At 54.5% G+C, this 22,497-nt stretch carries 19 protein-coding genes; 15 read left to right on the top strand and 4 right to left on the bottom strand.

Annotated features, from left to right (window positions below; translation table 11 throughout):
- The first annotated feature begins 3 nt into the window (after window positions 1-3).
- The 9 genes from AC4ED1_RS06150 to AC4ED1_RS06110 all read left to right on the top strand — a co-directional run bounded on the left by AC4ED1_RS06150 (window position 4) and on the right by AC4ED1_RS06110 (window position 8,611).
- Window positions 4-1,098, top strand: coding sequence for an ABC transporter ATP-binding protein (locus tag AC4ED1_RS06150; RefSeq protein ID WP_490936741.1), 1,095 nt, complete (start codon window positions 4-6; stop codon window positions 1,096-1,098).
- 43 nt (window positions 1,099-1,141) lie between these two features.
- A complete protein-coding gene (locus AC4ED1_RS06145) occupies window positions 1,142-2,203 on the top strand; it encodes an ABC transporter substrate-binding protein (protein WP_490936739.1) in 1,062 nt (353 codons plus the stop codon).
- A 62-nt stretch (window positions 2,204-2,265) separates the two neighbouring features.
- Window positions 2,266-3,165 (top strand): ABC transporter permease, encoded by a 900-nt coding sequence (locus AC4ED1_RS06140; protein WP_490936737.1) that lies wholly within the window; start codon window positions 2,266-2,268, stop codon window positions 3,163-3,165.
- 2 nt (window positions 3,166-3,167) lie between these two features.
- Window positions 3,168-3,938 (top strand): ABC transporter permease, encoded by a 771-nt coding sequence (locus AC4ED1_RS06135; protein WP_490936735.1) that lies wholly within the window; start codon window positions 3,168-3,170, stop codon window positions 3,936-3,938.
- A 147-nt stretch (window positions 3,939-4,085) separates the two neighbouring features.
- A complete protein-coding gene (locus AC4ED1_RS06130) occupies window positions 4,086-5,270 on the top strand; it encodes a CaiB/BaiF CoA transferase family protein (RefSeq protein WP_490936734.1) in 1,185 nt (394 codons plus the stop codon).
- Window positions 5,271-5,329: 59 nt separating this feature from the next.
- Window positions 5,330-6,556 (top strand): acyl-CoA dehydrogenase family protein, encoded by a 1,227-nt coding sequence (locus AC4ED1_RS06125; RefSeq protein WP_490936857.1) that lies wholly within the window; start codon window positions 5,330-5,332, stop codon window positions 6,554-6,556.
- 66 nt (window positions 6,557-6,622) lie between these two features.
- A complete protein-coding gene (locus AC4ED1_RS06120) occupies window positions 6,623-6,958 on the top strand; it encodes a DUF3870 domain-containing protein (protein WP_490936855.1) in 336 nt (111 codons plus the stop codon).
- A gap of 114 nt (window positions 6,959-7,072) precedes the next feature.
- Entirely contained in the window at window positions 7,073-7,582 is a 510-nt protein-coding gene (locus AC4ED1_RS06115) for an AbrB family transcriptional regulator (protein ID WP_490936732.1), read from the top strand.
- 51 nt (window positions 7,583-7,633) lie between these two features.
- The gene (locus AC4ED1_RS06110; RefSeq protein WP_490936730.1) at window positions 7,634-8,611 is read left to right on the top strand and encodes an aromatic acid exporter family protein; all 978 of its coding nucleotides are present in this window, start codon (window positions 7,634-7,636) and stop codon (window positions 8,609-8,611) included.
- Between the two features lie 28 nt (window positions 8,612-8,639).
- On the opposite strand, the gene AC4ED1_RS06105 is transcribed toward AC4ED1_RS06110, so the two are convergent.
- From AC4ED1_RS06105 to AC4ED1_RS06095, 3 genes are read right to left on the bottom strand one after another with little or no spacing between them, the layout of a single operon-like run.
- Window positions 8,640-9,530, bottom strand: coding sequence for a patatin-like phospholipase family protein (locus tag AC4ED1_RS06105; RefSeq protein ID WP_490936728.1), 891 nt, complete (start codon window positions 9,528-9,530; stop codon window positions 8,640-8,642).
- On the bottom strand, window positions 9,527-10,522 hold the full coding sequence (locus AC4ED1_RS06100; RefSeq protein ID WP_490936726.1) for a lysylphosphatidylglycerol synthase transmembrane domain-containing protein: 996 nt from the start codon (window positions 10,520-10,522) through the stop codon (window positions 9,527-9,529). The genes AC4ED1_RS06105 and AC4ED1_RS06100 overlap by 4 nt, the downstream gene beginning before the upstream one ends.
- Window positions 10,523-11,737: an MFS transporter gene (locus AC4ED1_RS06095; protein ID WP_490936724.1), complete on the bottom strand. Its 1,215-nt coding sequence runs from the start codon at window positions 11,735-11,737 to the stop codon at window positions 10,523-10,525. It lies immediately after the preceding gene.
- A gap of 315 nt (window positions 11,738-12,052) precedes the next feature.
- Between AC4ED1_RS06095 and AC4ED1_RS06090 the strand changes: the two genes are divergently transcribed.
- The 5 genes from AC4ED1_RS06090 to AC4ED1_RS06070 all read left to right on the top strand — a co-directional run bounded on the left by AC4ED1_RS06090 (window position 12,053) and on the right by AC4ED1_RS06070 (window position 21,007).
- On the top strand, window positions 12,053-13,372 hold the full coding sequence (locus AC4ED1_RS06090; RefSeq protein WP_490936722.1) for an FAD-binding oxidoreductase: 1,320 nt from the start codon (window positions 12,053-12,055) through the stop codon (window positions 13,370-13,372).
- Window position 13,373: 1 nt separating this feature from the next.
- Window positions 13,374-14,774 carry a (Fe-S)-binding protein gene (locus tag AC4ED1_RS06085; protein ID WP_490936721.1) on the top strand — a complete coding sequence of 467 codons (1,401 nt, stop codon included), beginning with the start codon at window positions 13,374-13,376 and terminating at the stop codon, window positions 14,772-14,774.
- Window positions 14,771-16,198: an FAD-binding oxidoreductase gene (locus AC4ED1_RS06080; RefSeq protein ID WP_490936719.1), complete on the top strand. Its 1,428-nt coding sequence runs from the start codon at window positions 14,771-14,773 to the stop codon at window positions 16,196-16,198. Before AC4ED1_RS06085 ends, AC4ED1_RS06080 begins: the two co-directional genes overlap by 4 nt.
- Window positions 16,199-16,362: 164 nt before the next feature.
- Window positions 16,363-18,072 carry a formate--tetrahydrofolate ligase gene (locus tag AC4ED1_RS06075; RefSeq protein WP_490936717.1) on the top strand — a complete coding sequence of 570 codons (1,710 nt, stop codon included), beginning with the start codon at window positions 16,363-16,365 and terminating at the stop codon, window positions 18,070-18,072.
- A gap of 136 nt (window positions 18,073-18,208) precedes the next feature.
- Window positions 18,209-21,007, top strand: a complete 2,799-nt coding sequence (locus tag AC4ED1_RS06070) for an AAA family ATPase (protein ID WP_490936715.1) — start codon at window positions 18,209-18,211, stop codon at window positions 21,005-21,007.
- Window positions 21,008-21,134: 127 nt separating this feature from the next.
- Here AC4ED1_RS06070 and AC4ED1_RS06065 read toward each other — a convergent pair whose 3' ends face one another.
- Window positions 21,135-21,404 (bottom strand): hypothetical protein, encoded by a 270-nt coding sequence (locus AC4ED1_RS06065; RefSeq protein ID WP_490936713.1) that lies wholly within the window; start codon window positions 21,402-21,404, stop codon window positions 21,135-21,137.
- A 216-nt stretch (window positions 21,405-21,620) separates the two neighbouring features.
- Between AC4ED1_RS06065 and AC4ED1_RS06060 the strand changes: the two genes are divergently transcribed.
- Complete coding sequence (locus AC4ED1_RS06060) at window positions 21,621-22,298, top strand: flagellar brake protein (protein WP_490936711.1); 678 nt, start codon at window positions 21,621-21,623, stop codon at window positions 22,296-22,298.
- Window positions 22,299-22,497 lie beyond the last annotated feature (199 nt).

Here is a 22,497-nt window from a genome sequence, read left to right as displayed (position 1 = left end):
GGGATGGAGATGACCCATCTTTCCCTGATTGACGCAACCAAACATTACAAGAAAGTGAAAGCGGTCGACGGTGTGAATCTGGAGGTGAAAAAAGGGGAGTTTTTAACCATTCTCGGACCGTCGGGATCGGGAAAAACCTCATTGCTGAAGCTCATTGCCGGCTTTGAGGAACTGAGCGGCGGAGCGATTTACCTGAATCGGCAGGATATCACGAAGAAAAAGCCCTACGAGCGGGACATCGGGATGCTGTTTCAAAATTACGCCCTTTTTCCGCATCTGACTGTGGCTCAGAATATCGCTTACCCGCTGCGCATCCGTAAGTTCAGCAAGGCCCAAATCCGCGATAAGGTGCAAAAGATTCTGGAAATGGTCCATCTCAGCGAGTTTGCCGACCGCTATCCGAAACAATTGAGCGGGGGGCAGCAGCAGCGCGTGGCGCTTGCCAGGGCGATCGTTTTCAACCCGCCGCTTTTGCTGTTGGATGAGCCGCTGGGTGCTTTGGACAAAAATCTCCGCGGAAAAATGCAGCTTGAGATCAAGCATATTCAGGAGAACCTCGGAATCACAACCATCAGCGTGACGCATGATCAGGAAGAAGCGTTGACCATGTCCGACCGGGTTTGCGTCATGAACCGGGGGAAAATCGAGCAGATCGCTTCACCGCAAGAAATCTATCAGAAGCCGAAAAATAAGTTTGTAGCCGAGTTCATTGGGGAAATCAACCTTCTGGGCGGTCGGATTGTCGCCAGGGAAAACGAAAAATCCGTTGTGCGGTTGTTCGGGGATGCGGGTCCGGTTTTTTACGTAAAAGAGGAGCCGGATTTCGACGGTAAGGAAGCATTTATCGCCTTGCGTCCCGAAAATATCCATATTGTCCGCGAACCGGGCCAGTTTGAAAACGCTTTGAAAGTTTCCGTTCGTGAAAAAATCTATGTGGGTGACGCCTTAAAAGTCAAAACTGTCACTTCCTCCGGCGAAGAAATCGTCGTCAAAATTCCAGCCCGTCTCTCCGGGGAGCTGGAAGTCGGTCAGGACATCCTTCTCGGGTGGAACAGCATGGAGTCGTCACTGATTCCTTACGAGGCGGAGATAAGCTAATCCTGTTGTTTGGAGTTTCAAAAAAATAAAGGGGGCAGATTTTATGTTGAACAAGATCAAAATGGCTTCGCTCGCTTTAATCACCGGCCTTGTCTTGGTTGCCTGCGGTCCGGGTGAGAAAGCGGCCAACTCGAATTCCCCGGCTTTGCAGGAACTTGTCGTGGTCGATTGGGGCGGGGCTTCCTCGCAGGCAGCCAAAAAAGCGCAGTATGAACCGTTTGAGAAAAAGTACAATGTAAAAATTACCGTGGTGTCCCCGACGGACGTCGGGAAGCTGAAAGCCATGGTGCAAAGCGGAAACGTGGAATGGGATGTGGTCAACTCCGACACGGACGTCGCCCTTCGTCTGGCCAAAGAGGGACTCCTGGAAAAATTGGACTACAGCATCATCGACAAAACGGACATCTATCCGGAACTGGTTACGGAGTACTCGATCGGCCAGGAATTGTACTATACGAACATCGCCTACAACACGGAACTTTTCACGCCGGACCATCATCCGAAAAGCTGGGCGGACTTCTGGGACACCGGCAAATTCCCCGGCCCCCGTTCGCTTTACAAAAACCCCATGGGGACGCTGGAATCGGCGCTGCTAGCCGACGGTGTGGCGCCGGATAAACTGTATCCGCTGGATGTGAACCGGGCGCTGAAAAGTCTTGACAAGCTGAAAAAAGACATAAAAGTCTGGTGGGATGCGGGAGCCCAGCCGCCCCAACTGCTCTCGACAAAGGAAGTGGCCGTGGCGGCCGCCTGGAATGGGCGCATTTCGGCGGCTAAAGCACAGGGGGCAAAGATTGACAACGAGTTTAACCAGGCGCTGTGGATGTCCACTTCCTGGGTGATTCCCAAAGGAGCTCCGCATAAGGAGTTGGCCCAAAAATTTATCGCCTATGTCTCAAAGCCGGAACCGCAGGCCGAATATTCCAAGCTGATTGATTACGCCCCGACCAACAAGAAAGCGTGGGACTTGCTGCCTGACGATGTGAAAAAACGATTGGGGCAGTCGGATTCAAACAGCCAAAACAAAATCCTCATCGACGTAAAATACTGGGCGGACAACTTTGACAAAGTCAATGAACAATTCAACAAGTGGATGCTGCAATAAGTGAACGTCGGGCCGAAGGCTGCAGACCGTTCGTTCTGTAAGCACATACGGGGGGTTAGGCTATGCAGAAAGTCAAGTCGGAAGCTCCACCGGTTCCGTTGGTGTCCCCTCTGCGTAACTTTTTAAAGCTTCCGGGATTCAAGTGGCTGTTGTTGATCGTCCCGCTCCTTTATGTGATCTTTTTACTCTATTACTCGCTGGCCAGTGTTCTCAAGTTGAGTGTCTATAATCAATCGGGATTTACGTTGGAATATCTGCGGGAAATCCTCACCGGTACGCTTTACCTGAAAGTGCTTTGGATCACTTTGAAAACGGCGTTTGCTGTCACCGTATGCACGTTGTTGATCGCCTATCCGGTGGCCTATCTGGTGTATGTCCTCGAATCGCCCGGATGGAAGAAAATCATTCTGGGGACGGTGATGACGACCCTGTGGATCAGCCTGCTTGTGCGCACGTTCACCTGGACCGTGATCCTGCAGGATCATGGCATCATTAACGGGTTCCTGATGAATGCGGGACTGATCGAAAAGCCGGTGAAGCTGCTTTATAATTCGGTCGGAGTGACCGTTGGCATGACCCATATCTTGCTGCCGTACATGATTTTAAGCCTGTATTCAGTCATGGAAGGAATCGATCCGCGTTTGGTGCAGGCGGCCCAGGGACTCGGGGCCCGTCCGTGGAAAGCGTTCCTGCAGATCTTTCTTCCGTTGTCTTTGCCAGGGGTGGTGTCCGGCTCACTGATTGTGTTTGTGTTGGCTCTGGGGTATTTTATAACCCCCGCTTTGCTGGGGGGTCAAAATCACATGATGATCTCCAAGCTGATTCAGGAAAACATTCAAATGACTTTAAATTGGCACCTGGCTGCCGCTCTTTCGCTGGTTTTGTTGGGGGCTACGTTCCTGCTGCTGCTTCTGGCGTATTGGGTGTCCAGATTTTCGCCGGTCTTGAAGGGGGATAAGTAGCGATGTGGCTCCGGTTATTGGTTGGAACCATTCTGATTGCAATGATCGCTCCCATCATCGTGATGGTGCCGTTGTCCTTCAGTTCGGAGGTGGCCTTCCATTTTCCTCCCGAGAGTTATTCGCTAAAGTGGTATCACAGTTTTGTTGAGAATGAGCAATGGACGGAGGGATTGGGACGCAGCCTTGCGGTTGCGGCGTGTACGGCTGTTCTGTCCACGGTATTGGGAACGATGGGAGCACTGGCCGCTCATAAACTGGAGTTTCCCGGAAAAAAACTGTTTATGAACCTGATGGTTGCCCCGATGGTGATTCCGGTTATCATTGTCGGGATTGCGACGTATCACTCGTTTTCCGTTTACAAGCTGACAAATACTTTGGCGGGTCTTGTCTTGGCCCACTCGATCTTGGCCATTCCGATTGTTTTTGTGACGATTCTGGCCGGTTTGAAAGGGATCGACGGCAACCTGGAACTGGCGGCTTTAAGCCTCGGTTCTACCCCTGTCGGCGCATTTTTCAAAGTGACGCTGCCGTTGATTCGTTCTTCAGTGGTCGCAAGCGCTTTGTTCGCTTTTATTACATCCCTGGATGAAGTGGTTGTCAGCATCTTTATTGCCGGCGCCAAAACCAAAACCCTGCCGATTGTGATGTGGGAAAACATGCGGACACAAGTCGACCCGACGATTGCGGCCGTGTCTACAATTCTGATTTTGGGCACGGCGGCCGTGTTTCTGCTGTCCCCCGGCATGGCCCAAACGTCGCAAAAAAGGAAATAGTGGTTTTCAACAAAATGACGGGTTGCAAACTGTTGCATCCGTTGGACTTCCTTGCCGGGAAGCCGGACACGGGTGACAAGCCAGTTGAACCGCAATCGTTGCCTTGCGGTTGACTGGCAATTCTTTTGCCCAGCAGGAGGTGAATCAATGAAAGCGCTGGAAGGTTTGAAGGTGATCGATCTGACCCGCGTGCTGGCCGGCCCCTTCTGTACGATGATTTTGGGCGACTTGGGCGCGGACGTCATTAAGATTGAGGGACCGGGCGGCAGTGACGAAACCCGGGAATGGGGGCCGCCGTTTGCGGGGGATCAAAGCGCGTATTATCTGAGCGCCAATCGCAACAAACGGGCGATGACACTGAACCTGAAAGAGCCGGAAGCCAGGGACATTTTGCGAACCATGGTCAAGACGGCGGACGTGATCATCCAAAACTTCAAAACCGGCACGATGGAAAAATGGGGTCTCGGCTTCCATGATCTTCACGCGCTGAATCCGCGCCTGGTGTATTGTTCGATCAGCGGCTTCGGACAGTACGGGCCTTACAAGGATTTGCCGGGCTATGACTATATTGTGCAGGCGATGGGTGGCATGATGAGCATCACCGGCAGTGAGGAATCCGGTCCGACAAAGGTCGGGGTCGCGATTGCCGATATCGCGACAGGACTCTACTCCGCGATCGGAATCCTTGCCGCTTTGCAGGAGCGGGAACGTTCCGGGGAAGGACAGGCGATCGACATCTCGCTGTTGGATTCCCAAATCTCGCTGCTCGCCAATGTCGCCAGCAATTATTTGATTTCCGGGCAAATCCCCGGACGTTACGGCAATCAACACCCGAATATCGTGCCGTACCAGACGTTCCGGACCCGTGACGGGGAGATGGTTGTCGCCGTGGGAAACGACCGCCAGTTTCAAAAATTGTGCGATGTGCTGGAAAGACCCGAATTGGCGGAGGACCCTCGTTTTCTAACCAATGCCGCACGATTGGCCAACCGGGAGTGTCTTGTCGAGATTCTGCAAACAGAGTTTGCTCGCAGAACGGGCAAAGAATGGCAGGAGAAACTAAATGCCGCCGGGATTCCAAACGGCCCGATCAACGACATGCGGCAGTTGTTCGCCGACCCGCATGTGGACGCAAGAGAAATGAAGGTGGAGATCCCCCATCCGACGGTTGGCAGGATTCAACTTGTCGGCAGTCCGCTGAAACTGTCGCGCAGCAAGGTGGAATTTCGGCGGCATCCACCGCTGGCGGGAGAGCATACAAAAGAAATTTTGCAGGAGTATGGATACGGGGAAGCGGAAATCCACGATTGGGCGTCGCGCAACATCATCTAAACATCATCGAATCCAAATTGTTGAATCCAATTTTTTACGGGGAGAGGTTGATCCGAATGATGAATTTTGCATTGTCAAACGAGCAGGAAGCGGTCCGCAAACTGGTCCGCAGTTTTGTCGACAAGGAGATCATGCCGTATATACAAGAGTGGGATGCGAAAGGGCATTTTGAAACGGGGATCTTGAAACGGCTTGCGGAATTGGAACTGATGGGAGTTTGCATTCCGGAACAATACGGAGGCAGCGGGATGGACTATAACACTCTGGCCATTGTTTGCGACGAACTGGAACGGGGAGACACGGCGTTCCGCACGGCGGTGTCGGTGCACACCGGCCTGAACAGCATGACGATCCTGCAGTGGGGCAACGAATTCCAAAAAGAAAAGTACCTGAAACCCCAAGCCCGCGGCGAGAAAATCGGGGCGTTCGGGTTGACGGAACCGGGAGCCGGGTCCGATGTGGCGGCGATGGCGACGACTGCGGTGAGGGACGGGGATTCTTACATCCTGAACGGGTCGAAGACATGGATTTCCTTGTGCGACGTGGCGGACCATTTCCTGATTTTCGCCTATACCGACAAGAGCAAAAAGCATAGAGGGATCAGTTGTTTCATTGTGGAACGCACCTTTCCCGGAGTGACGACAAAGGCGATCAAAGGCAAGCTGGGGATCCGCGCGGGCAACACCGGCGAGGTGTTCCTGGAAGATGTCCGGGTTCCCGCCGAGAACCGGCTGGGAGAAGAGGGAGAAGGTTTCAAAATCGCGATGTCGGCGCTTGACAACGGACGCTTTACGGTTGCGGCGGGCGCTTGCGGGTTGATCAACGCCTGTCTGGAAGCCAGCCTCAAATACTGCCACGAACGGGAAACATTCGGCAAGAAAATTGGCCAACACCAATTGGTCCAGCAGATGATCGCGAACATGGTGGCAGGTCTGGAGACGTCCCGTCTGCTGGTGTACCGCGCGGGATGGATGAAAAATCAAGGATTGCGCAATACACGGGAAACGTCTCTTGCCAAATGGATTGCCTGCGACGCGGCGTTTAACGCGGCAAACGACGCGGTCCAGATCCACGGCGCATACGGATACTCCAACGAATACCCGGTTGAACGGTATCTGCGAAACTCGAAAGCGCCGGTGATTTATGAAGGGACGCGGGAGATTCACACCATCATGCAAGCGGAATACGCCCTCGGTTACCGTGTGGATAAGCCGCTGCGCCGGATGCTGCCCGCATGGCCGTTCGGAGGAGAACAGGGCGTGGAAGATCTTCGGGAGATCTTGTAATTGACATCGTTTTTTCCGCCGGAGTACGATGGAAACAGACATGCCAATCAGAAAGCGGTGGGGAACTTGTTCACGGGAAAGTCTGTTTTTATCGCGGGACACGCGAAACTTCCACAGGGTATGGCCGCCAAGAGCGTCTTCGATTCCTTGACGATCACGGCGGAGATCGACAGCAAATACGGAGTGATCTTGCAGGCGTCCTGCACGCTTGCAACGGAGCATGGCAGAAACTTCATCGGAGCTTTGCTTCGTGGCTGCAGTCTGCGGGATGGAATTGACGAACCGATCGCGCTGGTGCAGCGCCACTATCAAGGCAAGGCGCAAAACGCGCTGGTTGCCGCCCTGCGGGATTTGCACATGCAGTATGAAAATTTAAACCGTCAAATGGGTCATATGGAATGAAACCAATCCCCGGAATGTTTTCAAAAAACGATTCCGGGGATTTGCGTGAAATGGCGGGTCTGAACGGGAAAGATCTGCTACACTGGTAGCATGAAGTGAGATGAGGTGACGGAAATGGATTTGACAAAAATGTTTATCACTTTAGCCATTGGAGCGGCGGGCGGCCTGACGGGTTACAAACTGAGGATTCCGGCGGGAGCGATGATCGGATCGCTGGGGACGGTGGCGCTTTTTAACCTGTTTTACGGGACGCTTGGAGGAACGCTTGGAAAAATGCCCGCCGGGGTGACGGTTGCCGTCCAGATCGTCCTGGGGTCGGCTTTGGGATTGTCTATTACCAGAGGAATGCTGACCGACCTGAAGGCGGTATGGCTGCCGGCGTTGATTATTGCCGGAACTTATTTGTTGGCAAGTGTGGCGGTGGGACTGCTTGTCGCAAAAATCATGGGATGGGACCTGTTGACCGCCTTGTTCAGCGCAGTGCCGGGCGGCCTGGCCGATGTGGTGGCCGCCGCCCAAACGATCGAAGGCGTGAAAACGATCGATGTGATGGTGATTCATACTGTTCGGCTTGCGATGGTCCTGCTGTCGATTCCGATCCTGGTAAAAGTGTTTGCAAAGTGACCGCTGGGTGATAAGATGATACAATCGTTAAAGTTATTCTTTGGAGCGCGTGTGGTCAAAACGTCTATCGCCGCCGGACTCGCTTTGTATCTGGCGTCTTTTCTGCACTTTCCGGGTTATGCGTATGCGGCAATCGTTGCGGTACTGGCAACGCAGAAATCGCTGGCCCGCTCGTTCGGGCTGGCCAAATATCAAGTTGCTTCCGCGGTAGTGGGAACCCTGGGCGGAAACTTGGCGGCATTGCAATTCGGCACACACCCGCTGATCGTCGCATTGGTTGTGTATGTTCTGTTTGCGGTGCATCTGCGCCTGGGCTGGCGGGACACGATCCTGATGTCGCTTGTGACGGCGCTGAACTCCTTTTCCACATTTCAGGGAGAGTTTTTCGTCCACGCATTGAAACAGATCTCCATTGTGCTGATCGGTGTTGCCTGTTCGATCATCGTCAATCTGGTGGCAATTCCCCGTTACGAACAACGGCTTGAGGAATTGATCCAGCGGTCGGAAGGCATGCTGCGGGGTTTGATATACTTGATGTACGAAAATCTGAGCCATCTCGACCAGGGACTGTCGCAAGAAGAATTCACGAAACAGGTTCGCGACGTGCGCAAGTATATCGAAGAGGCACGTCATTACGCGGAACTGATTTTTGAAGACCAGTGGATTTATAACCGGAGAGGGAGAGAAGCGCAACAGGCCATTCGGACTCTTGAACAGATGGACCGTTTGGCAAACCATATCTTGAATCTCAACAAATCGTTGGACAAAGTGGGGATTTGGGTGGAACCGGTCCCGCGCATCCAACGGTTTCTGGATGTCGTTTTGCGGGTCCAGTCCCGGGTGTTTCGCGGCAAAAAGCTTCACTCCCGGCTGGTGGACCGGGCGATTTGTCATTTGGACCGATCGTTTGATGAGATGGAACTCCCCAAAACCCGTTTGGAGTTCATTACAAGAGCGTCGCTTTACCATTTTTACGTCGATCTGAAATCTTATTACGAGGATTTGAAGCGGATACGCGAACCGGTTTGAGCCTGCTCCGGGATTGCCCGCCAAGCGGCTAACCCGGATTCAAAGCGGCCCGGATCTCGTCCATCTTTTCTTTTGCGCAGCGGTACCCGGCTTCCGCACACTGTTCCACCTTGTGAAAGTCGAGAGCGCCGACATAGCCGACATGCGGATGAAGAGACAGATCGGCGTGTTTATGTTCAAGCGCCATCTGGTTTCGCAGATTGAGATTGATTACATGCGTGAAAATTGACAAGCCGGATCGCAATTCTCCGACATCGTCATTGGCAAAAGCGGTCACCGTGTCAACGGCAATCACCCGCTCCGCCCCCAATGCCCGAACTACCCGCACGGGGCAGTTCATGGCCACGCCGCCGTCGGACAGGATATAGCCTTTCCAACGCACCGGCTGAAAAATCACGGGGATGGAACAGCTCGCCACAACCGCTTGCGCGATGGTGATCTCCGACTCTGTCACAAACCCGGGAACCGGTTTTTTCGAGAATACGACCGGTTGCCCGTTCCGCAGGTTTGTCGCTACAATCCCGCAAGGAATGCGAAAGGCGGATAAGTCTCTGGCACCGGTTAATTCCTCGAGCAGGGACTGCAGGCGGGAGCCTTTAATCCATCCGTCCAACAACGGCCGGCGCAGCAGGATCTTGGCGAGGATCGCTTTCCAGTCGTAATCGAGATGCTTCTTGGTGAAACGCGGCATCACCCGCTGCATGTCCTCGACGGAATATCCGTATGCGTAAAGTGCCGCAACCATCGCGCCGGAACTGGTCCCTGCAAGATGGCTGACGGTGATTCCCGCCTCTTCCAACGCCTGAATGACCCCAATCGAAGCAGCCCCTGATACGCCGCCGCCCGCCAGGGCGAGACCGACTTTCGCGTCTTTTTGCAAGCTGTTGGCTTTGCTGATAACCTCAACTTCCGCGTTCAAGACACCGACCTCCTTCGCAAGTTCCACCAAGACAGCAGTCCGAGGGGAATCGGCAGCCAGTAGGTAAACGCCCGATACAGCAGAGCAACGGCTGTCGCCAGCTCCGCGCCGACTCCCAAGAGGGTGAACGTACCGACCATCGTCAGTTCGAATATGCCCAGCGTCGTCGGGAGGAACGTCAGAAACGAGACGAGAATCGTCACACTGTAGCCTGTCCAGATCAGCGACAAAGGCGCGTGGGCATGAAATGCCGCAAAACAGGTCCACAACATGGCGATCCGAATCGGATACAACGCCCATAACAACAGAAGGGGGACAATCAATTCCCTGCGATTTTGCCAAGTTCGGCGAACATGACGGTGAACGGAAACAATTCCCGCGACAACGCTTGGATACCGCTTAAGCCATGGCTGATTTTGAAGCCGTTGAATCAACCGTTCCGATCCGGTCAAGGCGGCCAGGATGATGACGACCGCAATACAGCCGGCGGCAACACCGGCCAACAGTTGCGGATTCCCGGCCGGAAGCGCGGCTGAACGCGCGGTAAAAAGGGGAATCAACAGCAACGGCACGATTTGGATGTATCCCAAGACGAATGTGGTCGCCGTCATGTTGATCGAGTCGGACACCGCAATCCCGCGTCCGTTTGCCAGCCAGATAAACGAACTCATGCCGGCTGCCCCGCCGCTGGGAAGCAGCCGTTCGATCGCGCCTGCCGCCAACAGCAGCTGCAACTGCCCAAACAATGAATGGTGCACACCCAAAGACCTGTAGACAAGGCGGTTCGACTGTGCCGCGAGGGCGACAAACAGGAGCTCGAGGGCGGTCAGGACAATGAGCGAATCGGTTTCGACGCGTTTCAAATAAGTCGGTACGGCCGCCAGGTCTTCCCGTCTCGCGTATGCGAACCAGCCGATTAAGGCGAGACTTAAAGGGAAAACCAGATGTCTCGGGTTAAAATGTCTCGCGAGTGAACGGGCTTTCGGTTTCAACTAATCCACCAGATCCATCGCCCGTGTTTCGCGGCCCAGTACCAAAACGGCAAGCGCCCCGGTGATCGTCACCGCGAAGAAAATGGCAAAGACGGTGGAAAAAGGGACCTGTGCCGCCACGAGGTACCCGACCATCAAAGGCCCCAAAATTCCGCCGATCCGGCCGAACGACGCCGCCATGCCGGCACCCGTGCCGCGGAAAGCCGTCGGGTATTGTTCGGGAGTGTAGGCGTAAAGCGCACCCCATGCGCCGAGATTGAAGAACGACAGGAAGATGCCGGATATCATCAGACCGGTTTTTGTGTCCGCATAGCCGAAGAAGAATGCGCTTACCGCAGTCAGGGTCAGGTAAGTGACGAGAACGAACTTCCGTCCCATCCGTTCGATCAGCCAGGCCGCGCTAAAGTAACCCGGCAGTTGCGCGAGCGTCATGATCAATACATATTGAAAACTCTTGATCAGAGTAAATCCTTTTAAAACCATCACATTCGGCAGCCACAGGAACACTCCGTAGTAAGAGAAGACCACGCAGAACCAAAGAATCCACAGCATCAAGGTGGGACGCACATATTCACGCGACCAGACCGACGCGATATTTTGCAGCACCGAACGGCGTTCGCGGACTGCGGGCGCCTGCAGACGGGGGGAATCCGGCAGATTCCAGCGCAGGTAGACCGCATAAAGGGCCGGCACGGCCCCGATCAGCAAAGCGGACTGCCAACCGAGCGCGGGGATTACATAATAGGAAACGATTGCAGCCAACAACCAACCGCCCGCCCAGAAACTCTCCAACAGGACGACGACCCGTCCCCGCTCGTTGACCGGAACGCTTTCGGAGATCAGCGTGGAAGCGACCGGCAGTTCGCCGCCAAGCCCGAGGCCGATAAAGAAGCGAAGAAAAGCGAGGACGGCAAATGTCGTGGCAAATGCGGAAAGTCCGCTGGCCACGCTGAACAGAAGCAATGTGAAGATAAAAATCGGCTTGCGTCCGAAACGATCCGCCAAGACGCCGGCAAGCAAAGCGCCGGCCGCCATGCCGATGGAATTGATGCTGCCAAGCCAGCCGGCCTGCTGCGGCGAAAGGTGCCAAGCTTTTGTCAAAGCCGCGATCACAAACGACATGATCCCGACATCCATCGCGTCAAACAGCCAGCCAAGCCCCGCGATCCATAGCAGCTTGCGCTGCGGCAAGGCGTTTGCAAGCAATGTACCCATTGAAATTCCTCCCTTGTGACAAAACGAACAACTTTTCCCATTACCCCAGTATTAGCGAAAAAGTTTGTGAAAAACAACAACAAAGTAGCCCGCTTTTCAAAGTTGCCGTTTTTGCTGGAATTTTTTCCGCTTGTTGCGGCAATTCCCGGATTTGATTGTGTCGAGGAGGCCCAAAAATATGTCTAGTCATAATTCTCTGTATTATTTATAATTGTCTTCAAACGGAACTCATCTGGTGATCGTATCACTTCTCCAATCACCATTCACCGGGTTTTGAAAGCGCTTTAACAGACAAAAAGGGGGACGGGCTTGCGAATGACAGGCAAAGACGTTTTGACGCTTCGTTCGGATTTGCAAAACTTGGTCGGGGTGCAAGCGGTTTCGGAATGTCCGGAACCGATCAAAGATAAGTTGGGGCTGCCCGGCGCAGATCTTTTGCTGGTTGAACCGGGAAGCGAAGAAGAGGTGGCGGCGGTTCTCAAATATGCCAATGAGCGCCGGTTGTCGGTCATTCCGGCAGGCAACGGACAACAGCTGCACATCGGGGAAACGCCACGCGCAGCCGATCTTCTTGTATCCGCCAGAAGATTGACGGGGATTGTGGAGCATTCGGTGGGGGATCTGACGATGACGGTTCGGGCCGGAACCCCTTTTTCCGAGGTGCAGAAACATCTTCAACAAAAAGGGCAGTTCGTTCCCGTCACTCCTCCCGTGACGGCCGAATCGACGATCGGCGGTCTGGTGGCGACGACGGCAAACGGGCCGGAACGCGTGTTATACGGCTCGTGGCGGGATATTGTGATCGGCATGCGGGTGGTGTATCCCAACGGCCAGGTCATCCGCTGCGGCGGAAAAGTCGTAAAAAACGTGGCGGGATATGACATGAACAAGCTGTTTGTCGGTTCCTACGGCACTTTGGCGTTTATCACGGAAGTCACGCTGAAGCTGAGGCCTTACCCGAAACACCGTGAACTGGTGATAGCCGAAAGCGGCAACCCGACAGAGTTGATCGACCTGGCAGCAAGCGTGCTTGCTTCCGAATGCGTGCCCAGCGCCCTGGAACTGATCCGCTCGCGGGATCGGGCCGCCGAACCGTACCGTTTGGCGATCGGCTGCGACGAAGTGGAAAGCGCCGCCAGGTACCAGGCGGATCGAATCCGGCAGTTTGCCGCCGAAGCGGGAGCCGGTATCCGTTTGCTTACGCTTGTGAATGACGACACGGACAAATTCTGGTCGGATTATCGAAAACACTGGAGAATTACGCCGCCCGGTTCCCTCACCGTCCGTGCCGGTTTTCCCATCTCGCAGATGGATGCGCTGCTTGACCGATATGAAAAAGAGGCTTCCGCCCGCGATGTCAAGCTGGAATACGCGGTAAGCCTTGGTGTCGGGACACTGCGCCTCCGGCTGCAATCCGACAATTCGCAGGCCTTGCACGAAACGGCTTCCGTTTTGCGGCAATTGGCGGAAACCAGCGGCGGGTACCTGGTCGTCGAGTACGCGGAACCCGGTTTGAAAAAAGATTTGGGTGTATGGGGCGCCATTCGCGGCGGATTGTCCCTGATGAAAGGCATCAAACAAACGATTGATCCCGCCGGTATTATGAATCCTGGACGCTACGTGGGAGGGATCTGAGATGAACGATTGCAAACTGGACGTATCCTTGACGCAAAATCCAAATTCGAATTACAAATGGCCGGATCCGCCGGATCCCGACAAGTTCTCCGTATGCGTGCACTGCGGCCTGTGTTTGCAGGCTTGTCCCACCTATCAGGAACTGGGGATTGAAGCGCAGTCGCCGCGGGGGCGCGTCTATCTGATCAAAGCGGTTGCGGAAGGACGTTTGGATCTCAACGAATCGTTTGTCGATCCGGTCTTTCGCTGCCTGGATTGCCGCGCTTGCGAAACCGCGTGCCCGTCAGGGGTGCAGGTCGGAGCTTTGATCGAAGAAGCACGCGGACAGATACGGCAAGCACAGCCGTTAACCGGACTCAAGGGGATGATCAGCAACGCGTTCCTGAAACAGATTTTCCCCAATCCCAACCGCTTGCGGACCATCGGGAAACTCACCCGTTTTTATCAAAAATCCGGGCTGCAAAAATTGGCTCGCGGCACCGGCCTCCTCAAACTGTTCCCGAAGCACCTGCGGGAGATGGAAGCGGTGCTGCCGGAAGTGCCGGCGCAAACCTCACGGGAAGCGCTGCCGGCGCTGGTTCCTGCCATCGGGCAAAAACGGGGCACCGTCGGACTCGTTCTCGGCTGCGTAATGGATGTTCTGTTTGCCGATATTAACATGGCTACGGCGCGGGTACTGGCAAGAAACGGTTTTGACGTGGTGATTCCGCAGGGGCAGGGATGCTGCGGCGCGCTGCAGGTTCACGCGGGCGAGAGGGAAACGGCGAAGGAAATGGCCCGCAGGAATATCGACACGTTCCTTGCGGCAGGCGTCGATTACATCATCATGAACGCGGCGGGCTGCGGAGCGGCGGTGAAAGAATATCCGGAACTGCTCCATTCCGACAAGGATTATCTCGACAAGGCAAAGGAATTTGCCGCCAAGGTCCGGGACATCTCGGAATTCCTTGTGGAAGTCGGCTATGAAGTGCCGAAAGGCAGAGTCGACGTGAAAATCACGTACCACGACGCTTGTCATCTGGCGCATGCCCAGAAAATCAGAACGGAACCGCGGGAGATTTTGCGTTCGATCCCGGGCGTGGAACTGATCGAGATGCGGGATTCGGATCGCTGCTGCGGTTCCGCCGGAATTTACAACCTCACGCATCCGGAGATTGCGAGCCCGCTGCTGGACAGAAAAATGGCCGATGTGCCGGACGGTGTCTCCCATATCGTAATGGGCAATCCCGGCTGCATGATGCAGATCGCCGCTGGCGTTCACCGCACGGGAGCCGACATGGAAGTCGTCCATACGGTCACATTGCTTGACAAGGCGTACCAGGCGGAACGGAATTCGGCCCCGGCGGCTGTACAGGACCAAAATCAGGCAGGGCAGCTTGCCCAGAGGGGGGAAAGCGCATGAATCAGGAACAACTGGTTGCGGAACTGCAAAAGATAGTCGGCCCACAAGGGGTCATTTACAAACCGGACGAACTCCTGGCTTACGATTGTGACGGCTTCACAATCGTCAAAGGGCGTCCGCGTGCCGTTGTTTTCCCCAGGAACACGGAACAAGTGGCCGCTGTCGTGAAATTGCTGCACCGGGAGCGAATCCCGTTTATTCCGCGCGGGGCGGGCACCGGATTGTCCGGTGGAGCGATCCCGATCGGCGGCGAAGTGCTGATCAGTCTCGTCAAGATGAACCGCTTGCTGGAGGTGGACTTCAGGAACCGGACGGCGGTGGTCGAACCGGGTCACGTCAACCTGAAACTGACCAATGCGATTTCGCACGAAGGATACTACTACGCACCGGATCCTTCAAGCGGCATGTCTTGCACCATCGGCGGCAACGTCGCGGAAAACGCGGGAGGACCGCACTGTCTCAAATACGGCGTGACAAGCAACCACGTGCTCGGTTTGGAAATGGTCCTGCCGGACGGCGAGGTGATTACCGTCGGCGGCATGGTGCCCGACATGCCGGGCTACGATCTGACCGGTTTGGTGGTGGGATCGGAAGGGACGACGGGAATCGTCACGAAAGTGTTTGTGCGGATTCTGAAAAAACCGCAAGGCGTCAAAACGGTGCTCGCGCTCTATGACTCGGTGGACGACGCGAGCCAAACGGTGTCTGCGATTATAGCGGAGGGCATTATTCCGGGCGCTTTGGAAATGATGGACCGCATCGCGATCGAGGGCGTCGAAGCGGGAACCTATCCGGTCGGGTACCCGAAAGATCTGGCGGCCGTCCTGATCATTGAGCTCGACGGTCTGACGGCCGGCATGGAAGACATGGCCAAGCAGATCGTGGAAATCTGCAAAAAATACAATGTGCGCGAAGTTCGTGTGGCGCAAAACGACAAGGAACGCACCCTCTGGTGGTCCAACCGGAAAACCGCTTTTGGCGCGATGGGCAAAATCTCTCCCGACTATATCGTACAGGACGGGGTGATCCCGCGTAGCCGCTTGCCGGAAGTGCTGCAGCGGATCTCCGAGATCAGCGCCCGCTCCGGACTTCGGATCGCCAACGTGTTTCACGCGGGAGACGGCAATCTGCATCCGCTGATTCTGTTTGACTCCCGTGTGCCGGGGGAAACGGAGTTGGCGGTGAAAGTCGGTTCTGAGGTGCTACAGGTATGCGCGGACGTCGGAGGCAGCATCACCGGCGAACACGGCATCGGCATCGAGAAACAGCAAGACATGCACAAAATCTTTACGCAGGAGGAACTTGACGCGCAAGTTGCCATCATGCGCGTCTTCAACCCGGAGAACCTGTGCAATCCGGACAAGATTTTCCCGAAACCTGCCCGCTGTGCGGAAGTCAAGCAGGTGGCGGCGCATGCTCATTAAAAAAAGCGTATGGTCATAAAAAGAAAGCCTCTCGGATTTCGAGGGGTTTTTTTGCGGAAACTCAGTGTCGCAAAAAATTTTGCCGTTTTGCTTGCATGCCCCTTTTTCCGGCAGAAAAAATACAATAAAATTGGACATCAAGTATACACAATAAGGGGATCCCCGTGACAATCACCACGAATGTTCCATCTGACATCGAGATCGCCCAGTCAGCCAAGATGAAGCCGATTTCTGAAATTGCCGCCGCGCTGGGGCTGACAGAAGACGAATGGGAAGGGTATGGCAGATACAAAGCGAAAATCGATTTGGCAGTCCTCAAACGGCTCGAAACGCGGCCGGACGGCCGTCTGATCCTTGTCACCGCCAGAAATCCGACGGTTGCGGGCGAAGGGAAAACCACGGTCAGCGTCGGGTTGGCACAAGCGTTGAACCGAATCGGCAAAAAAACGGTGCTGGCGCTGCGGGAACCTTCGATGGGTCCCGTATTCGGCCTGAAAGGCGGAGCCGCAGGCGGGGGATACGCGCAAGTCGTGCCGATGGAAGACATCAATCTGCACTTTACGGGTCTGCACTTTACGGGAGATTTTCATGCCGTAACGGCGGCGCACAATTTGCTTGCCGCACTGTTGGACAACCATATCCAGCAGGGGAATTCGCTCGGAATTGATCCCCGGCGGATTGTATGGAAACGTGTACTGGACATGAACGACCGTAGTCTGAGGCAAATCGTGATCGGGTTGGGCGGCAGGGCAAACGGCGTCCCCCGGGAAGACGGGTTTGACATCACGGTGGCGTCCGAAATCATGGCGATTCTTTGCCTGGCGGACAGCCTGCGGGACCTAAAAGAATCGCTTGGGCGGATGCTGGTCGCTTATACATGCGACAAGAAACCGGTTTATGCCAAAGGCTTGGGGGCGGAGGGGGCGATGGCGGTTTTGTTGAAAGATGCGATTCGCCCAAACCTCGTTCAAACTTTGGAAAATACCCCCGCTTTGATCCACGGGGGGCCGTTTGCCAATATCGCCCATGGCTGCAACAGCCTGCTCGCCACTCGGATGGCGTTGAAATTCGGGGACTACGCGGTGACGGAGGCGGGCTTTGGAGCCGATCTCGGAGCCGAAAAATTCCTGCACATCAAGTGCCGTAAAGGAAATCTGCGCCCTTCCGCCGTTGTGATCGTAGCCACCGTCCGCGCCTTGAAACTCCACGGCGGGGCATCGAAAGAGCGGTTGAACGAAGAAAATTTGGAGGCTTTGACGAGAGGATTCGCCAACCTGGCGAAACACGTCGATACGGTTGAAAAATTCGGATTGCCGTATGTGGTAGCCCTCAATCGTTTCCCCACCGACAGCGACCGCGAGTTATCGCGATTCGGGAGACTCTGCGCGGACCGAAACATTCCCTATGAGCTGACCGAAATCTGGGAGAAAGGCGGCGCGGGTGGAGAGGAGTTGGCACGCAAAGTGGTTGAGATCTCCGAAGGCGGCAATAACCGGAACGATCTTCGGTTCCTGTACGATGTGAACCTTTCTATCGAACAAAAAGTGGAGATCATCGCGAAAGAAGTTTATGGGGCGGATGGGGTTCAGTTTACGGAGCAGGCGCAAAAACAAATCGCTTCTTACACGGAACTCGGTTGGGATAAACTGCCGATCTGCGTCACGAAAACCCAGTATTCGCTGTCCGACAATCCCGGATTAAAGGGAAAACCCAGCGGTTTTTCCATTACGGTTCGCGAATTGAAACCGTCGCTGGGCGCCGGCTTTATCGTGGCGCTGACGGGATCGATTTTGACCATGCCCGGACTTCCGATACGACCTGCCGCTTTGCGGGTCGATATTGACGAAAACGGCACCATCACGGGACTTTTGTAGGCAGGGGAAACAATCAGGAAAACGAAGACCGTTTTTCGCTCTTTGCGTCAGCAACCGCGCTGGCGCTTTTTTTGGGCACATGCATGCTCTTGCGGCATACGATGTACCAATCGGATGCCGAAGGGAGGAGGGCTTGATGCAAACTTTAAGAGTCGCTGCAGATGTCAAACATTGGCTTTCCGCTTTGCAAGATATCACCAAGCGAGCTGTTTCGCTCGAGCGCGACCGCAGGATCCTGCTCAACATAGACCCGAACAAAAAGTTGTTAACCTTGATTGACGAAGACGCCGACAGTTCATACAAGGTCAGTATTCCAATCCGCGCCGGGGAAAAGGATTCAGGCGTTTGCTGCCGGGTGTCGGCCGGCAAACTTGAGCCGATGAACGATCTTTTCCGTTTCGCGCAAGGGGAACTGAGCCTCACATGTCGGCCCGCCACACTTTTCTTTCAAGCCGGCAAGCAACGTTTCCACGTGCCAAACTATCCCGTAGAGGCGCCGGCCAACCGGAAAGAAGCCCTTGTCCCTTTTTCCAATCACTACCCGATTCCCGTGCAAACCGTCCGCTTTCCCGTTTCCGCTGCCGGAACACTGCTGCGTGCGGCGGCATCGTCGCAAGATCCAGCAGTCACGGTGCGGGTCGAAGAGGGATGCGTTTTTATCGGCACGGAAGAATTTCCCGCCGACTGCCGCCAACCGGGCGTGTATCACTGGCCGCGCAGAACTCTTTGCCAGCGTTTGTCACAGTTGCCGGAGAGTGTGCCGGTATATGTGCAAGCCGATGATCACTTGCTGTGCCTTTCCGCGAGTCCACGATTTGCGGGGACAAATCCGCCCGACACGGGGGCAGAGGCGGCTGTCGTACGGGAAATTCTTGTAAAGCCGTTTCCCGCAACGGCGCTTTATATCTCCCGCCGGCATGCCGGAAAAAGACCCGGTAAAGCAGATCGTTGGGTGTGGACCAACACCGGTTTGACAAATGAAAAGGAACGCAGGAGGGAGAGAACCGCTGCCCCGTTGCAACAAGAACAACCGGCAGCCCGGCTGCAGATGGGCGATCCGAATGACCCTACAGCCGGAACGGATTGGCCGGCAAGCGATTCGGGCCAAAGGTCGGAAATACCGCTTTTCCGGCCAACAATCGCCGAAAACGGGAGCGATTTGCCGGAAGCGGCGGATGAATCCTCGTCTTTTGGCGGCTCCGGCAATCTTGTACAGCCGCCAGGGGGTATGCAATCTGCAGGGTCCGCAACTCTGGATTTTGCGAATTCTCCGGAATCCGCAAAGATTCAGGAGGTCTCAGAGCCGGAGGAATCCGGTCTGGAGGCGCTGGAGCGGCTTCCCGGACTGCATTTTGTCAAGCGGCAAATCCGGGATATCGCCCGGTTTGCCGTTTTCGAACAAAAGCGTGCCGAGATTCTCGGCATCCCCGCCAATCCGCTGACTTTGCACATGACCTTTCTCGGCAATCCGGGAACGGGCAAAACCATGGTCGCCCGTATGCTCGGGAGGATTTTTAAAGAACTGGGATTGTTGGAAAAAGGACACGTTGTCGAAGTCGACCGGCAAACCTTGGTCGGCGCCTACATGGGGCATACGGAAGCGAATCTGAACCAATACGTGAGACGCGCCGTCGGCGGCATCCTGTTTGTCGATGAAGCGTACGCGCTGTATAAAAAAGACTCCCGCAAGGATTTCGGACTGACCGCCATCAACGGATTGGTCAAGATTCTGGAGGATTACCGTCACCGTCTGGTGGTGATTTTGGCAGGGTACAAAAGTGAAATGCGGGAATTGCTGTCCGCGAATCCGGGACTCAGGGAGCGCATCCCGTTTCATATCGAATTTCCCGACTACACGGAGGAAGAGTTGGGGGAAATCGCGGACCATATCGCGTTGCGGGACCATTACGTGCTGACCGGGAATGCCAGGGACGCATTGATCAAGCAGGCGTTGCGGCGAAAAATGGATGAAACCTTTGGCAACGCCCGGACTGTTCGCAATCTGATCGAGCAGGCGAAGATTCGGCACGCTGTCCGTTCAGCCGAAAGTTCCCCGGCCGCAGACACTTATACCACACTTACGGCGGAGGATTTTCTGGAAGAAGGGATACCGGCGGGAGAAAGTTTGGAAAACGTTTTGGCTGAACTTGATCGATTGGTGGGTTTGGAACAGGTAAAACGGTTGGTGAGGCAGATTGTGGATGTGCTCCGCCTCGAGAAGCAGCGGGCAAAATTCGGGTTGACGGACGAACCCGTTACGCTGCACATGGCGTTTACAGGCAATCCGGGAACCGGAAAAACAACGGTGGCCCGGTTGCTGGGGAAAATTCTGCGGGCACTGGACCTGTTGCCGAAAGGACACTTCGTGGAAGCGAGCCGCAAAGATCTGGTAGCCGGCTTCATAGGGCAAACGGCGCTCAAAACGGCGGAAAAGATCAAAGAAGCGCTGGGAGGCGTTCTCTTCATCGATGAAGCTTACGCGCTGGCGGGCAGGGGGCGCGACGATTTCGGGCTGGAAGCCCTGACCACGCTGATCAAAGAAATGGAAGACAAAAAAGGGTTGTTTACCGTGATTCTGGCGGGTTACACCCAACAAATGGACGATTTGTTTAACGCGAATCCCGGACTCAAAAGCAGAGTCAGGTTCACGTTACACTTTCCCGATTACACGGCCAGCGAACTCGTGGAGATTGTGAAGCGGAAAGCCGAGGGTTCCCGTTACCGCTTGTCGGAGGCGGCGGAAGAGAAGCTGTGGGCGTATTTTGTCCGGGAATGTTCAGCGGCGGAGGCCGATTTTGGCAACGGCAGACTGGCCGAAAGGATCTTTGAGCAGATGAAACTGCGCATGTCGGCGCGGCTTGCGCGAACGCAGGAAGTTGTGGACAAGGAAGCGCTGATTACGATTACGGAAGAGGACATCGTGCTGGATTGTTGAACAGCGGTGAAGCAGGAAATCAGGCGCCGGCTGCTTGGCTGACGCCTGGTTTTGCGCCCGCCGGTTGCCGCGTTTGATGTGTAACGGGAAAATCGTGGCAGTGGATTATTACGAGGAAGTCGGCCGTTTATTGAGAAACGACGATTTTTTTGATCAGGCGCACATCCGTCTCGACTACTTCCACTCGGGCGAACAATTCATCGATCCGCGCCACTTGTTCAGTGTTGTGAGCGACTTGTTCGTAGATGGCGTCCAGTTTTTGATGAATCGCTTCCAGATCCTGCTTGGTGGCAAACCTGTCCAGGTCCTGCTTGGCAACCATACTGGATTTCATGTCTTTGATTTCCGTGTCCATCTCGTCCAACTTTGTCAGTATCCGTTGTAACACTTGCTCCATCTTCAAGCACCGCCTTTCTATAATGAGTATGTGTACATACTATCATAGTTTTGGCAGTCCAGAAATATCATCTGAAAAAATGTTCCCACAAATTATTCCCAGGTTGAAAATGTTACACGCTGATTACGCTGATTGTTTATAATAAAAGGTGTAGAGTTTAAACGGATGTTTGCGGCTTTTTGAAAGCGGGAGGTTTTTGCGAGGAGGATGTTCGTGATGCGGTTGCCTGATCTGGGACAATATCTTTTTGTGAACATTCCAGAAGGACCTTACAAAGGAACATGCGATTCCCGGTTGCTGGAAATCAATGAAGATTCCCTCGCTGTCGACTTGTTTATGGATGTCCGTACCCGCTCCTTTAAAATTCCCCCCTCTGGCACCCGGATCGTGATTACGTATACGGATATTGACGACGGGGTTCCCTGCGGTTTTGAAAGCCAAGTGAAAGCGGCAACACCAGAGAAGATTCTGATTGAAACGCCTGCGGTCATACATCGAAACCAGCGCAGGGAATACGTTCGGGTCCCTCTCACGCTGCCGGTTGAAATCCTCACGGTTGAAATGGAAAGCCAAACGGCGACTCTGATTGAAGGACAAACAAAAAATTTGTCGGGAGGCGGCATGCTGGTGGAGATTGAGGACCGATACCCCGTAAAATCGGGGGATTTGGTGGGGGTTTCTGTTCGGTTCAAGTTGGACAATCAAATGTACCAGATCCGGACAAAAGCCCAAGTGCAGAGGGTTTACACCGCCAACGGCAAAAAGAATTGCGCGTTAAAGTTTGTGGAGCTAAAGGAACGGGACCGGAAACAGATTATCCAATCGGTTTATCAACGGCAGATCAAACTGCGGGAATTGGATCCACAATCCGCGGTGAACGAAGATGCGGGATAAGTGCAAACGGGCATGAAAGAGGGTGTTATCTGCATAAGATCGCTCTCTTTTGTTATTTTGGAGCAAAAAGGATAATGCCTCACGTCTACATTTTTCCAAATTCGTCCATCCTGAAACCATATATGAAAAAACTGCAGGTGGTGTTACAAGGTGGCGGAAATCCAGTATAGTAGAGAGATAGAAACGATTGTCTTGCAAA

The organism is Effusibacillus sp. SKA8 (assembly GCF_058273125.1).
Note: the sequence above shows the minus strand (reverse complement) of the source record. Positions and strands in the feature narration are given on the sequence as shown.